Source organism: Candidatus Firestonebacteria bacterium RIFOXYD2_FULL_39_29 (assembly GCA_001778375.1).
Lineage (GTDB): Bacteria > Oederibacteriota > D2-FULL-39-29 > D2-FULL-39-29 > D2-FULL-39-29 > D2-FULL-39-29.
In genome coordinates, this window is record MFGV01000090.1 from 47,734 (window position 1) to 63,172 (window position 15,439).

Genomic DNA, 15,439 nt, shown 5'->3' on the forward strand with positions numbered 1-15,439 from the left:
TATATTTCGGAGGTATTGAATTTTATGACGTTATGCCAAAGAAAACCCCGAGCAGCCTGTCCGCCAATCTTTTAGGCGGATGAGCTCGTGGTCCGCCTTGGGCGGATCCTATCGTCGAAACTCCGTGCGTAAGCTCGGAGAGGTTCATAATAACACATTTGAAAAAGACCTTATAAACTTTAGAAACCTTACAAACTTTATGGACGGTTTTTAAAAGGAGTTTTATCTTGGATTACAAAAATTACTATGACATACTTGGCGTTGATAAGAAGGCCGATGCAAAAACTATAACTTCTGCTTATAGAAAACTGGCAAAAAAATATCATCCGGATTACAATCCGGGGGATAAAAAGGCCGAAGAGAAATTTAAAGAGCTAAATGAGGCAAATGAAGTTCTTTCAGATAAGAGTAAAAGAGAAAAATATGACAGTTTAGGTTCCAACTGGCAGCAATATGCAAATCAACCCCCAAATAGCGGTTTTGGCGGCAGAACAAGATATACTTCAAACAAATATGATGAAAGTGTTTTTGGGGAAGGCGGCTTTTCTGACTTCTTCAGAACATTTTTTGGGGGGGAAGGTAAGGAAAAAGCAGGTTTTAGTTCTTATGAGGACGGTTACTCTACTGTTGAAACGGGAGCCAGCAGGGGGGACATTGATACAAAAATTGAGTTAGACTTGAAAGACGCATATCTTGGAGGAGAGCGTACATTCCAGCTTTCGGTGCAAGAGGAGTGCTATACCTGCGGAGGACGAGGGGTTATTTCCAGAAATCAGTCCTGTTCTGCCTGTAGTGGTAACGGTATTTCTGTAAAAGTAAAAAAACTGACTGTGAAGATACCTTCCTGCATAAAAGACGGATCAAAGATAAGAATTGCCGGACAGGGAAATAAAGGAAGGAATGGAAGAGCCGGAGATCTTTATCTCTTAGTAAAAATAAAACCGCATCATTTTTTTGAACTTGAAGGGAGTAATCTTTCCTGTGAACTTCCTGTTTCAGTGACAGAGCTTACCCTGGGCGCAAACATAGAAGTCCCGACTTTTAAGAGCAAAGTTACAATAAAAGTTCCTCCAGGAACACAGAATGGTTCAATTTTTAGATTGAAAGGTATGGGTTTTTGTTCTTCAGGAACATCGGGAGATCTTCTGGTAAAATTAAATGTTCAACTTCAGAAGTCCTTGAATGAAAAAGAAAAAAAACTATATGAAGAACTAAAAAAACTTGAAAAAGAAAATCCGAGAAAAGACCTGGCTTTGTAAGCGAAGAGCTCACTTACAAAGCAAATTCAAAGCCCGAAACTCGAAACATGGAGGATTCAAAGTTGGAAGGAACTGAACAAATTAAATTTGGAATAAAAAGAAGCGCGATGAAATATATTTCAAAGATTTTAGACGTTATAGGCTTTTATGGGCATATTTTAACTGGAGCAAGATGATTAATAGTAAAACTGTTGAATCGTGTTTTGACAATACGATCAAGGCCCTGCTTTGCTTATTTTTTCTTACCTGTACGGTTTCAATCTCTCTCTCTGAAATAGGGTTTTTTGGCGCTTTTTTTGTCTGGCTTGTTAAGATGGTATATTTCGGAAAGTTTGAATGGAAGAGAACTCCTGCTGATCTGCCCTTTCTCATTTTCACACTTTTAACACTGTTTGCTGTTTATATCGGCGTGGATAAAGCAAGTGAGTTGACCAACAGGTTAAAACCTCTATCCTTGATGTTTATTTATCCGCTGGTGTTAAACAACCTTAAAAGCAGGAAAGCTGCGAAAGAGTTTCTTTTATTAATGCTTGGCTCCATTCTCATACAGTCTGCAATAATAATCTATTATGGCTTGACCACGTCCAATTTGTCCAAAGGCTATGGAGTGGGAGGAACAATGAGTGTTACCCTGACAGCAGGAGAAATGCTTGCCACAATTTTAGGATTTGCTTTGTGTTTTCTGGTGTCAGTTAAAGACAAAAAGGTAAGGATGTTTTCGGCTATAACGTTCATTGCAGGAAGTATTGCCTTGCTTTTTACTTTGGCAAGAGGAGCCTGGGTTTCTTTTGTTTTTCTACTTCTGGTTTTTGTTTTTTTATGGAATAAAAGAGTATTTTTTCTATTTTTAGCCGGGATAATAGTTTTCTCAGCCGGCGGTTATTTTGTAAAGGGAAATGTCTTTCTGAAAAAGGCAGAATCAACTTTTAACACAACACAAGGTACGACGCCTATTCGCTTTGCCATGTGGAGGGGCGGTCTTTTAATGCTTAAAGATAACCCGTTTGGTATTGGAATAGACAATGTTTATAAAAACTTTGAGAAACCAAAATACAAACTTTCGAATCCAGGATATCCGATTTTTGGACATCTGCATAATAATTACTTACAGCTGGCGGTAGAGAGAGGAATCTTAGCCTTAATTGCGTTTTTGTGGCTATTTTATGTATTTATCCGAACAAGTATAGCGGGTTATCTTAAAGAAAAAGATAAAGAACCAAAATTTATATATTTAGGAATAATGCTTGCCTTCTTAGCTTTTATGATAGGAGGAATGTTTGAATACGGTCTCGGATCGGCTATTTATGCTGCTATTATCTGGGCATTAGCCGCAATGGGAATGACATTGAAATCAATAACCGAGAAATAAACTCGATTTTTAGTCGGTTAAGATTCAGTAATAATAGATTTTATCTGTAAAAATTTGTTTTTATCAATCTGTGTAATCAGTCCGGACTTTCGGACTATATTCGTTGACTGCGGCAACATTTGGTAGTAAAATAATTAATAATAGTAAAGAAAGAAGGTGAGTATAGGAGTTGAAGTGTTTTCAGAGTTTAAGCAATATTTTAAAAAATATCGTGTATCGGGGTTTTTCAGTGTAATAGTTGTTATTATTGTGATTTTTGGAATATTTTCTTTCCTGAATCAGAAAAGTCAAAATGAAAAGAAATACAGAGAAGAACTTAAAGTTATTGCCGATTTTAAAGCAAAGCAAATCTCAGATTGGTTTAATGAGAGGATGGCTCAGGCAAATTTTCAGAATAATGGTGGAACGTTTGCTTACAATCTGAGAGATTACGCTAAAAACCCGTCCTCGGCGGAGCTGCGTAATAAAGTAAAAGTATGGTTGGATAATTATGTAAAAGTATATCATTATTCCTGTGCTACTGTCTACGATTCCTCAGGGAAGATTTTGCTTTGTCTTGATAGTAAATGTGAAAAAGTTGAGGCTGAGGAAAAATTGGCCCGCCTTGCTCTAAAGAATAATGAGATTGAGCTAAATGATATTTATAGTAGTTCGTATCAAAACAGTGATTTAAATATTGCAGTTCCTCTTAAGGTAATAGAGGACAAAAATATATTTCAGGTAGGAGTTCTTGTCTTAAAAATAGACCCAAAGGAGCGGCTTTTTCCGCTTTTAAACACCTGGCCCACTCCCCGCAAAACAGTTGAAACACTGCTTTTTAGAAGAGAAAGTAATAAAGTTGTTTTGTTAAGTGAAGCAAGAATTGTTAATAATGTTTCGCCTGAGCTGTCTTATAATTTAAATAAAAAATCACTTCCAATAGGAGTTTGGTCTGTAGCTAAAGATGTTGAAGGATTTTATGAGGGACTTGATTGCAGGGGCATAGAAGTTCTTGTCTATGCCGTGAAAATTCCTGCTACACACTGGTGGATGGTGGCAAAAATTGATTCTGCGGAATTTAATGCACCTGTTGTTTTAGCGGCGAGAAATACAGTTTTTATTGTGCTCACCATGATAATCATCTGCTTTCTCTTCGTATATCTTGTCTACTATAGAGATAGAAGTGTTTTAATGGAAGAGAAAAATATCGTAGAGATGGAAAGAACGATAATTGCCCACGAAAAGGATTTTCTGGCAAAATATTCGAATGATACCATAATGATAGTAGATGAATATTTTAATATTCTGGATGTAAATGAAAGTGGTTGCCGCATGTATGGTTATACACGGGAAGAAATTTTAAGCATGAAAGCGGATAATTTAAGACCGCCTGAAATGAAATCAGATTTTAAAAAAACTGCAAAGATTATGTATTCGGCCGGTAATTACATCGGGGAAAATATTCATATTAAAAAAAACGGAGAAAGATTTCCGATAGAGGTCAGTTCAAATGCTTTCGAAAAAGACGGCAAAAAACATCTACATGTAATAATTCGTGATATCTCTGTAAGAAAACAAATCGAAGCAGAAGCATTACTGCAGCAATCAAAATATAAAGAACTTTTTGATAATATTGCCGACTGTGTTGTTGTTTGTACCTCTCCGGATAATGGTGAAAGTTTCAATATTGTTGATATTAATAAATCGGCTGAAGTTCTGGAGAAAGTAAACAAAAAAGATATCATTGGGAAATCTTTGAAAGAGATTTTCCCCGGAGTTGTTGATTTTGGACTTTACGAAATACTTGGAAAAGTATGGCAAACAGGAATTCCTGAATATTGTCCGCCAGCTTTTTATAAAGATGATAAGATTGAGGGTTGGAGGGAGAATTATGTTTATAGGCTCCCGAGAGGCGAAGTAGTTGCAGTCTACAAAGATCTGACGAAAGAAAAAAACAAGCAGGATAATTTGAATTTTCTCTATAAAAGTTCTTTAGAAACCGGATCTATGATGTTTAATGTTGACTTGTTTTCGTATGCTGCAAAGAAAATATCAGAATTGGACGAAAATATTATTATTCTTGCGAGTGCTTTTGATGAGAAAACAAATATACTGAAGGTAAAGGCGGTGGAAGGCCTTGGTTTAATGTCAGATACCATTACGGGGTTGCTTGGAAAAGATATATTGAATTTTGATTTAATAGTGGAAGGGAATGCGAAAAAGCATTTTCTGGCAGGCAGAATGAATAAAGTACCTGTTGATTTTTACGAATTTAATTTAAGAGCTGTGCCGCGTCCTGTCTGTAATGTAATCGAAAAGATGCTGAATTTTGAATCTTTTTATGCTATGGGAATAGTGCATGATAAAAAATTGTTCGGATGTGTTTCCCTTGTAATGAGAAGAGGGGCTAATTATGAATTACTGAAAATAGTTGAGTCTTTTGTCTCTCAAATTTCTTCAATATTACAAAGAAGACTTCTTGAAGAAGAACGTATGAAAATGCTCGGAGTGATCGAAAAAACTGAAGAAAAGTACTTGCAGATATTTAATTTAAGTCCGCTGCCGATAATGATCACGCGCCTAGATGATGGCTGTTTCATTGAAGTCAACGATTCAGCTGTAAAGTTAATTGGGGCAAAAAAAGAATATATTGTCGGCAAAACATCAATTGAGCTGGGTCTATATACAGATCCTGAGGATCGAAAGAAGATAATTGAGCAGTTACAAAAGTGCGGGGTTGCTATTGGTGTTCGGGTCAGACAGTACACATTGGGAGGTAAGGAGTTGCTTGTCCTGCAAAATTATAAGGTATTGGATATAGAGGGGGTTAGATGCGTTCTTACTATAACACAAGATATAACCGAACATAAGCAGCTTAAAAATAAACTTATACAGGCTCAAAAACTTGAAGCGGTAGGTCAACTTGCCTCAGGTGTCTCGCATGAGTTTAACAATTTACTTACAATTATCAGTTTAGCCATGGAAGAAGCAAAAAGAAAAAACACACTTGAATTTTATTCGAAAATAACAAATACAGTGATTAAAACAAGTAAACAAGCTGCGTCTATCGCAAAACGCCTGAATGAATTTGCGAAAAAAAGAGAGATCGCCTATAGAAAACAAACTGTTACTTCTGTGGTGGATTATATTCTTGAGCTTTTGAATAATCAAGCGTTGAAAAAGAATATCATCATAGAAAAAGAGTATCTTTTTGAAGAAGAAATATATTTTGATGACACTTTACTCCTGCAGGTTATACTAAATGTTGTTCAAAACGCAATACATGCTGTTAAAAATGAAGGGAAGATAAAGGTTTCTGTCAGAGAAGATCTCGGGGTAATCTCCATAATTGTGAGTGACAATGGTATAGGTATCTCTAAAGAGCATCTGTCAAAGATATTTGACCCGTTTTTTACTACAAAAGGTGCCTTTGGCACAGGAGAAGAGGTCGGGACCGGTCTTGGACTTTCGGTAAGTTATTCTATTATGCAGAGTCTAGCCGGAGATATTTCGGCAGAGAGTGAAGCGGGCAAAGGCAGTACTTTTACTATCAGGATACAGGCTTTGAAATCTTATAATCCTGTTGTAATGAAAAAAATGCCTCTTATTCAAGATCCCGGAAAACTAAATGTGCTGATTGCTGAAGAAAAGAAGAGTATTAGCACTATTGTGTCCGATGTCTTGAAGGAAAAATGTTTAAAAATAATAGTCACAGATAACGGGCAGGATGCTTTTAATGTTTTAGGTTCGGAAACAATTGATTTGCTTATTGCCGAGCTTAATGTTCCGGCTCTTAAAATAGAAGAAACACTTGCACTTGCAAGGGAGAAAAATCCGAAAGTATCTGTTATAATATTAACTGATGTAAAAAAAGAAAGTTTCTCTCCCTGGAAAGATAAAATAGATAAGGCAGGAGGGGCAGAAGTATTGCATAAACCTTTCAAGGAAGAAGAAGTTAAAGTACTTCTCGAAAAAATTACAAAGGAGCAGGGAAAAGTATAATGACTAAAAAGATTAAAGTATTGATAGTGGATGATCAGGCGGAATTAGCAATGCTTTTGGAAAGCAACCTTGAATCCTACGGCTTTATTACGGAGAAAGCGGCAAACGGCAAAGAAGCTCTGGAAAAGCTTAAAGTGTTTTCTGCGGATGTAGTTATTATGGATTACATGATGCCTGTTATGAACGGGTTGGAGGCGCTTAAAATTATAAAACAGCGGCATGCTCTAATTCAAGTGATAATTCTTACTGCATTCGGCAGTTTTGAAACTGCAGTTGCAGCCATAAAGGCCGGCGCTTATGATTATGTGAACAAACCTTTTTCGTTTAAAGAGCTTTCTGTTCTTATTGAGAAATCCTACGGAGAGCTGGTTAAAAAAGATGAAAACATTGCTTATAATAAAAATTTAAAAAATGCCGGTTATTTTGGCGCAAATATAAAAATGTCTGAAGTTATGCAAATTATAGAAAAAGTGGCACCACTAACCTCAACTGTTTTAATCTATGGGGAAACGGGAACAGGTAAGGAACTTGCGGCGAAGGCTGTTTTTGAGAAAAGTTTACGGAAAGATAAACCTTTTGTGGTTTTAAACTGCGCAGCTTTGCAGGAGTCTTTAATGGAGAGTGAGCTTTTTGGTCACGAGAAAGGATCTTTTACCGGGGCAATTAAGGATAAACAGGGACTTGTGGAGCTTGCCGATAAGGGTACTTTGTTTTTGGATGAGATCGGGGAACTGGGTTTAAATTTGCAGGCAAAACTCCTAAGGTTACTGGAGCAGGGGGAGTACCGTCGTGTTGGTTCAACTGTTACTAAAAAGACTGATATAAGAGTTATCGTTGCAACAAATAAAGATCTTTTGAAAATGACAAAAGATGGGAAATTCAGGGAAGATCTTTTATTTAGATTAAATATAATTAACATAGAACTTCCGCCTTTAAGGGAACGAAAGGATGATCTTCAGTATCTGCTGTATATTTTCATAGATAAATATAAAAAAGAGTTTAATAAGGAAATTGAAGGTGTAAACAGTGAAGTCTTGAAAATGCTTATGGCCTATGAATGGCCCGGAAATATTAGAGAGCTTGAAAATGTAGTGGAAAGTTCGGTCATAATGAGCAAAGGAAAAGTAATTGAGCCGGAAGCCCTACCCAGTAAGTTTGCAGGCGATATATCCCAAATGAAGACAACAGGAGTAAAAACCCTTGCTGAGATAGAAAAAGATCATATTTTTAAAGTATTACAAGAAAATAATAATAATAAACTGAAAACCGCCCAGATACTTGGTATAGACAGGACAACGCTGTACAGTAAACTTAAGCTTTACAAGATAGAATAAGAGCAAATCCGAAGCTTTAAATTCTAAATTAGAAATAGAAGCGTCGTACTTATATTGATCAAATCGTCATTCTTGTATGTATTGCCTTTTGGCGAACGATAGCTCGCCTCAAAAATAGATGTCATCCGTAACTCTTATAAATACTACCCGCCTGGGAGTACCAATATTTTTAGAGAGCTAAAAGCAGCGCGTTTGTCTCACAATGTGTAGTATAATCCCACACTGAAACAATCCATAAATCTGCATTTATATGGTTAGTTCTCCTTTAAAATAAATATTTTCTTGTATCAGTGTCCACTTACGGTGAGATCTCGCTAAAGACGGAGAATCCTGTAACTTTGTAATCTCATCAAAAGATTTGCCCGATATAACTGGCGGAAGTGGAATCTTTTTAGCATTGTAGGAAAATCCCACACACGATCAAAAAAAACATCATTTTAGCAGCATAATTGTCTGGCATGCTTCTTGCTTATATTAGTAGTAACAGTAGGGGAGGATTATGATGAAGACAAAAATTAGGATTCTGCTTGTAGAGGATAATGAAACTGAGGCTGAATTAATAATAGGGCTGCTGCGTTCAAAGAAAGCAAAGGTTTTTGATATTAAAACGGTTACTAATTTGACTGAAGCTCTTAAAGCTTGTCAAAAAGAGGTCTTTGATTCTATTATTCTTGATCTTAACCTTCCTGAAAGTAAAGGAGTAAATACTTTGGAACGCTTCTATTCGGTTGTAAAGGATACTCCAGTGATTGCGCTTGCAGATTCCGCGGATAGAATTATTGGTTTTTCCATAAAAAAAGAAGAGATTCAAGATTATATTATTAAAGATCAGTTAAATAAGGATAAACTTGTTGAAGCACTGCTGGTTGCAGCTATAAAAAGTAAAAATATGGGGGAATTAAGAAAGGCCTTTGTCAGGAAAGGGATGAGGTGAATATGGATAAACCAAGAATACTTCTCATAGATGATGAAGAGATGATTACAGAGCTCATAAAAGAGATATTGAGCGATTTCTATGATATTGAATGCGTGAATTCTTCCATTTTGGGAGCAGAAAAAACAAAAGAAGGTGCTTATAATGTTGTCCTTTCAGATCTTAAAATGCCGGGACTTGACGGCATTGGCGTGCTTAGAAAGGTTAAAGAATATTCTCCGAAAACAGATGTAATAATTATGACAGGTTTTGCGACTATTGATTCTGCGGTAGAGGCTATTAAATTTGGAGCTTTTGATTATATTACCAAACCTTTTGAGATTGATTATTTGAGACAAAAAATAGATAATTGCCTGAAAAAACAAAAACTTAACGAAGAAGTAGATAATTTAAAAGATATTATTTCTATTCATGAAGTCAGTAAAGCTTTGAGTTCCTCCATGGGGTTGACACAAATGCTGCAACTGATTCTGGATAAGGGCTGTAAACTTTTAAGCGGCGATAGCGGATCAATAATGTTATTGGATGAAAGTACTAAAGAACTGGTTATTGGGGCTCATGTTGGTTTAAATGATGAAATAGTTAAGGATCTAAGAATAAAATTGGGGCAAAAAATTGCAGGCTGGGTTGCTGAAAAACAAGAAACCGTGCTGCTTTTGAACGGGTTGGAAAATGATAAGAGGTTTTTTGATCAGGAACCTAGAAAAGATATTAAAAGCTCTATGGTTACAGTCATGAAAAGTGATAATAAAGTTCTGGGGGTTATTTCTATTAATTCCTTGAAAAGTGCTGATTATTTTAATGACAGAGCCTTGAAAATATTTTCTATTTTTGCGAATAATGCGGCTTTTGCTATTAAAGAGGCAAAAAATTACGACAGAATGAAAGAGCTTGACCGGTTGAAATCAGAGTTTGTTTCCAGTGTATCTCATGAATTGAAAACACCGCTTACTTCTATAAGTGCTTCTATCGAAATGATTGAAGGGGGTTATGCCGGAGATATTACACCGAACGTAAAACATTTTATGGATATCATTAGAAATAATTCTAACCGTCTTGTGGGGCTGGTAAATGATGTCCTTGATTTTTCAAGGGCTGACGCAGGGGTTATGAACATAACCAAGGTTCCGATAGGGATAACAGGGCTTGTTAAAGCAGTTGTGGATGAACTGGCTCCGCTTGCAGAGCAAAAAGGACTGTCAATGATTGCTGAAGTTATGCCAAATGAAGTTATTTTACAGGGCGATGCAAACAGAATAAAACAAGTAGTGGTTAATCTTGTGGGGAATGCTTTAAAGTTTTGCAGTACCGGCCGCATTTTTGTTGGAGTTTCCGAGAAAGAAACTGAAGTTAAAATGTGGATAAAAGATGAGGGCCCCGGAATTCCGGAAGATAAACAATCTCGTATCTTTGAAAAGTTTTTTAGGGCAGATAACGGATTAAGGCGTGAAACTGCCGGTTTTGGCATTGGACTTGCGTTAAGTAAAGGTATTGTCGAAGCTCATGGCGGTAAAATCTGGTTTGAAAGTGCAATCGGAAAAGGAACTGCCTTTTATTTCACTTTGCCAAAAGGAGGCAACAATGGCTAAGATTCTTATAGCAGAAGACGAGATAGATATATCGTTCATAGTTGAGACTGTTTTAGTAAAGACCGGTTACGCGGTTATTACTGCTTTTGATGGGGAAACTGCGCTTGCCAAAGCGTTGGCGGAAAAGCCAGACTTAATACTTCTTGATATTATGATGCCAAAAATGGACGGTTTTACGGTAAATTCTAAACTTAAGGAAAATCCGGAAACAAAAGACATAAAAGTCTTAATAATGACCGCTAAAGGAGGAATGAAAGGTCTCTTTGATTTGGAAAAAAAGTATGCTGTTAACGGCTATATGGAAAAACCCTTTCAGGTAAATATGCTCCTGGATAAAGTTAAAGAGGTACTGGAGGGAAAAAAATGAGAAAAATTGCGGCGCTATTAATATTCCTTTATTCTGCCGCGTTTGGTTTCTATTCGCAGGTCGCAGATGGCGGCGGATTACCGGGAGAGTACCTGAATTCCTTTTCGGTAAGTGCCAGAGCCTTTGGAATGGGCAAGGCCTTTACCGGCGTTGCTAATGATGTTTATGCTCCGTACTGGAATCCGGCGGGAATTGCTTTTCTTAATAATTCTGAGGCGGGATTTACTCTTGTCAGCCTGGCTGAAACTAGGTATAGCTTTGTAGGATGCGTAATACCGTTAGACTTGAAAACAGGTATAGGAATTTCCAGATTTGGTTTTGATTCTCCGCTTGCTGAGAAAACCAATAGTGTGGGGGAAAGTTTGGGCTATTATCAGGAAAAGCAGTCAAGTTATTTAATAAGTTATGCTGAGAAAATCAGCGATACTTTCAGCTATGGACTTAATCTAAAAGTTGTTTTTCAGGAAATAGATGTATACTCAGCATTTGGAATAGGTATTGATGCCGGAGCCTTGATTTCTCCGGTAAATAATATGAGACTCGGGGCTGTACTCCAAAATATACTTCCGGCCTCGCTTAAGTTAAAGGAAGAAACAGACAGATATCCCGTAAATTTAAAGACAGGAGCAAGTTATTTGTTCTCCGATATAGATCTTTTGACAACGGTAGATTTATCCGTAATTGACATTCTGAGTTTCTATAAAATGACCGTAAGATGGGGGATCGGGGCTGAATACCATCTTAAGTACTGGCAGGATATTTATATACGGGCGGGTATTGATTATAAAGAAGCGGCTTTTGGTGCCGGGATTTCAGTTTTAAATGTTTGTTTTGATTATGCGGTTGGTATATCAACATTTGAAGTGTCGCACCGGGCAAGCTTGACTTTAAAATTGGGAATGCCTCCGTCTCAACAAGAAAAAATTATACAGGAAGAAAAAACAGCTTTGGTGAAAGAAAGAGCGATAATAAAACTTCTTTCGGGTTCAGAACAGCTCTTTAGGGACGGTAATTTTACGGAAGCAAAAAAAGAAGTGTTAAAAATAACAGAAATAGATCCCGCCAATACGGAATATAAATTATTTCTGAGTAAAGTGAATAAATATATATATGGCAAAGAGGCCGATGATCATTACAAAAATGCTTTGAAATACATGGATGAAGATAACTATGACCTTGCAGATACAGAGTTTAAAAAAACAATAGAGTTAAATCCTGAACATGTTGAGGCTAAAGAATACTTGCATTATAATCAAGCCAGGAGAAATATGTCGGAAAAGAAATATCCGGAAGCCGAAGAGGAGCTTAAAACAGTATTAAAAATTAATCCTGCGAATATAAAAGCGAAAGAAGCCTTGCGAAGGCTTTTAGAAGTGCTGGATTTGTTGAAGTGAAGCAAGAGAAGCAAGTGAAGTAAAAAAAAGAAGTTGAGAGGAAGCTTAAATATCTGACCATAAATCTTCCTCGAAATCCGCCTAGGCGGAGAAAGTAAGAGAAGCAGAAAAAGCGGGGAAAGTGAGTAAAGAGAAGAAAGCAGGTAATGGATGTGTCTGTGGAATCGCTCTAGAAAAGGAGAGATTATGAAAAAGCGAATAAATTTAGGCGCAATAGTCGGACTGCTTATCAGTTTGAGCACTTTAGGTTATGCTGCTTCAGATTCAGCCGAAAAATACTTTGAATCCGGCTTGCAGAAGTATATTAAAGGTGATGCGGTAGCTTCCATTAAAGAGCTTGAGGATGCGGTCAGGTACGACAAAGGTAATGCAAAGTATAAAAACTTTCTGGTTAAGGTTCTGGTAGAAAAAGGTTCGGAGTTCTATCTGCAAAAAAAGACCAAAGAAGCCTTTAGCTGCTTTGAAAAAGCCAGACAGTATGATCCTGATAATAAGAAAGTAAATGATATGTATTCTGTTTTAAAAAAAGAGTTGTTTCCCGGTACTAATACGATTGAAAATATTTCTCCTAAGGAAAATACAGAAGTACTTTCGAAGATGCTGGCGGAATTCCAAAAGACACAACAACAGCTGATAGATAAATCTTTCGGAAATAAAGATCAGACCTTGAAAGGAGTTCTGGATAAGTCCAGTGAAGAACGTCAGCAGTTCTTAAATTATCTGATGAAACGGGATGATGATATAAAGAATGTTATAAAGGATAGTCAGAATGTTGTGACGAGAAATTTTAACAGTGCTATTATCATGTTTATATTGGGGATAATTGCAGTGACGGCCGGTTTGGTGTATTTTTCGTTTAAACTTTCAGCAAAACGTGAAGCTTCTTTCCTTCAGCATCAGGAAAAAATACTTCTCAGCATGGTTAAAAATACAGAAGTAAATACGAACAAGATGTTGAGTGCTTCCTCTCCTTTTGAATTGATAGAAGGGTCTCATCCAAAAAACAGGGTGAAAGGTGTGGAGATAATAGAAGCAGAACTGGTGGATGAGGTGGACTACGAAGTGGCTCAACGCCTCCTGGTGCCGTTTTTGGAGGATAAAGACTATAAAGTAAGGGCAAATGCGGCAAAGACGCTTTATAAGTACAATCATGAGAAAGCGCTGGAAATTCTCAAAAGTATGGGAAAAAGTAAGGAAAGGTTCGAACGCCTTAATGCGGTTTTTGCTTTGGGAGAAATTGGTGATGCGGAAACTTCAAAAATATTGCTTTCTTTGATTGAGGATAACGATTATCACGTAAAGAGAAATGTATTAAAATTTCTGCAGAGAACTATTAAAACGAAAAAGGAAATATTTCAAGAGGAATTGTTCGAAAAAATATCAAAAAAATTAACGGAGATAAAAATTAAGGAAGGCTGGATAATATGATAAGAAATATTTGGCTCGTTATAGCGTTTGTTCCCTGTCTTTATGCCGGTACGGTAACAAAGACAAGTGATACTGATTTTTTATCCGGAACGTTGACCGGTTTAATTGTGACGGGCAGCGGGGATAGCTCATATCTGAAGCTGAATAGTAAATGGACGAATATGAATAATACCAGCGGGCCTTCTCCAAGAAATGGCTCATATTACGCTTTTGACAGTAATAGAAATAAAATATTGATTTTTGGCGGTTACACCGGGACTACAAGGTTGAGTGATACCTGGGCGTACAGTTTGTCAACAAACACATGGGAATCAAAAGCTTCCGGCACTTCGTCAAGATACAAAGGTGCCATGGTTTACGCTCCTGTTGCAGATAAAATGATACTTTTTGGAGGATATGACGGAGCTGTGTACGGAAAAACATGGGAATATAGTCCGTCTGGAAATGGTACGTGGACGGATAAACTTCCGGTATCTTCACCCTCCGCAAGATTTTCTCACGCAATGGCTTGTTCTACTGATACTTCAAATGATACTATTGTTCTTTTTGGAGGAACTTCAGATGGAGGAACCCCATTGGGTGAAACCTGGGTTTATGATGTTTCCGGAAACACTTGGACTCAAAAAACACCTGTAAGCCCGCCTTCAAACAGATTTTATCATTCAATGTGTTATATCGGTGGTGGAAAATATTTGCTTGTCGGAGGTTTTACAGGCGCGGCATATAATAATGAATCCTGGATTTACGATCTGAATGCCGATACCTGGACAAGCAAAACAGCTGTACCAAGAATAAGCGGGAGACATACTATTTGTTATGATAGTGATAATGAAAAAGCAGTATTTTTCGGTGGTTTTGACGGAGTAACCTATTATTCTGATACTTATGTTTATGACCCTGTAAACAATTTATGGGGAACGATGTCTTCATCTGTATTTCCGCCTGAAAGGTATATACATTCAATGGTATATGACAGTTTTAATAAGAAATGTATTTTGACAGGTGGAAGTATGTCAACAACATACTTCAATGACACATGGAAGTATGATTTTTCAATCAGTAATACAAATTCGATAACCTGGGAATCTTCAACTATTGATACTGGTGTATCTGCAACATCAGTTTCCTGGATAAATGCTTCATGGAGTCCTTCTTCCCAGCCTAATTTCACGGAATTAAAAATTCAAACAGCATCCAATAATGATAATGCAACCTGGACTTACAATGGTCCTGATGGTACAGGATCCACTTATTATACAAATTATTCAGGACACGCATTGTGGACGGGAAATAATGGTAATCGTTATATCAGAATAAAGGCATTTTTGAACAGCGCTAAACTGGATACCCCGACTCTGGAAGATGTGACTTTAACCTACAACAGGCCGCCCACTCAACCGTCCTTAGATTCCCCTGTTAATACTGCGGTAACAAATACAACATTAGTATTTACCTGGAATAATTCGTCGGATGATGATTCTGACGTGATAACATACAGATTTCTTCTTGATACTACCTCAGACTTTACTTCAGGCAGTGTAATAACATATTCGGGTATAGCGCAGGGAAGCGGCACCACTTCATATACCGTGTCCTCGCCTCTTAATTATGGAGACTGGTACTGGAAGGTGCTTTCATATGATGGGAAAAATTATAGTCAGGACTCTTCTGTGAGGATTATTTACGTTGATAACGCCCCTACGGTAACAGTGACTGCTCCAAACGGAGGTGAGTTGTGGAGCGGGAATAAAAATATAATCTGGACATATAATGACCCTGACGGC

Annotated in this window: 9 protein-coding genes and 1 pseudogene; all 10 read left to right on the forward strand. The window is 37.1% G+C overall.

What is annotated here, in order from left to right; translation table 11 throughout:
- Positions 1 to 227 precede the first annotated feature (227 nt).
- The 10 genes and pseudogenes from A2536_11910 to A2536_11955 all read left to right on the forward strand — a co-directional run bounded on the left by A2536_11910 (position 228) and on the right by A2536_11955 (position 15,439).
- Positions 228 to 1,259 (forward strand): hypothetical protein, encoded by a 1,032-nt coding sequence (locus A2536_11910; protein OGF44313.1) that lies wholly within the window; start codon positions 228 to 230, stop codon positions 1,257 to 1,259.
- Positions 1,260 to 1,431: 172 nt separating this feature from the next.
- Positions 1,432 to 2,628, forward strand: a complete 1,197-nt coding sequence (locus A2536_11915) for a hypothetical protein (protein OGF44314.1) — start codon at positions 1,432 to 1,434, stop codon at positions 2,626 to 2,628.
- Between the two features lie 174 nt (positions 2,629 to 2,802).
- Positions 2,803 to 6,609: a hypothetical protein gene (locus A2536_11920; GenBank protein OGF44315.1), complete on the forward strand. Its 3,807-nt coding sequence runs from the start codon at positions 2,803 to 2,805 to the stop codon at positions 6,607 to 6,609.
- Positions 6,609 to 7,943 (forward strand): hypothetical protein, encoded by a 1,335-nt coding sequence (locus A2536_11925; GenBank protein ID OGF44316.1) that lies wholly within the window; start codon positions 6,609 to 6,611, stop codon positions 7,941 to 7,943. Before A2536_11920 ends, A2536_11925 begins: the two co-directional genes overlap by 1 nt.
- A 499-nt stretch (positions 7,944 to 8,442) precedes the next feature.
- Complete coding sequence (locus A2536_11930; protein ID OGF44317.1) at positions 8,443 to 8,877, forward strand: hypothetical protein; 435 nt, start codon at positions 8,443 to 8,445, stop codon at positions 8,875 to 8,877.
- Between the two features lie 2 nt (positions 8,878 to 8,879).
- Complete coding sequence (locus tag A2536_11935) at positions 8,880 to 10,466, forward strand: hypothetical protein (GenBank protein ID OGF44318.1); 1,587 nt, start codon at positions 8,880 to 8,882, stop codon at positions 10,464 to 10,466.
- Positions 10,459 to 10,833 (forward strand): hypothetical protein, encoded by a 375-nt coding sequence (locus tag A2536_11940; GenBank protein OGF44319.1) that lies wholly within the window; start codon positions 10,459 to 10,461, stop codon positions 10,831 to 10,833. Before A2536_11935 ends, A2536_11940 begins: the two co-directional genes overlap by 8 nt.
- Complete coding sequence (locus tag A2536_11945) at positions 10,830 to 12,227, forward strand: hypothetical protein (GenBank protein OGF44320.1); 1,398 nt, start codon at positions 10,830 to 10,832, stop codon at positions 12,225 to 12,227. Before A2536_11940 ends, A2536_11945 begins: the two co-directional genes overlap by 4 nt.
- Positions 12,228 to 12,413: 186 nt before the next feature.
- Complete coding sequence (locus A2536_11950; GenBank protein OGF44321.1) at positions 12,414 to 13,655, forward strand: hypothetical protein; 1,242 nt, start codon at positions 12,414 to 12,416, stop codon at positions 13,653 to 13,655.
- Positions 13,652 to 15,439: pseudogene (locus tag A2536_11955) on the forward strand (hypothetical protein). The gene A2536_11950 and the pseudogene A2536_11955 overlap by 4 nt, the downstream one beginning before the upstream one ends.

Coding starts and splice junctions, on each gene's coding strand:
- A2536_11950 (OGF44321.1), top strand. CDS start 12,414: ATGAAAAAGCGAATAAATTTAGGCGCAATAGTCGGACTGCTTATCAGT.
- A2536_11945 (OGF44320.1), top strand. CDS start 10,830: ATGAGAAAAATTGCGGCGCTATTAATATTCCTTTATTCTGCCGCGTTT.
- A2536_11935 (OGF44318.1), top strand. CDS start 8,880: ATGGATAAACCAAGAATACTTCTCATAGATGATGAAGAGATGATTACA.
- A2536_11915 (OGF44314.1), top strand. CDS start 1,432: ATGATTAATAGTAAAACTGTTGAATCGTGTTTTGACAATACGATCAAG.
- A2536_11930 (OGF44317.1), top strand. CDS start 8,443: ATGATGAAGACAAAAATTAGGATTCTGCTTGTAGAGGATAATGAAACT.
- A2536_11940 (OGF44319.1), top strand. CDS start 10,459: ATGGCTAAGATTCTTATAGCAGAAGACGAGATAGATATATCGTTCATA.
- A2536_11925 (OGF44316.1), top strand. CDS start 6,609: ATGACTAAAAAGATTAAAGTATTGATAGTGGATGATCAGGCGGAATTA.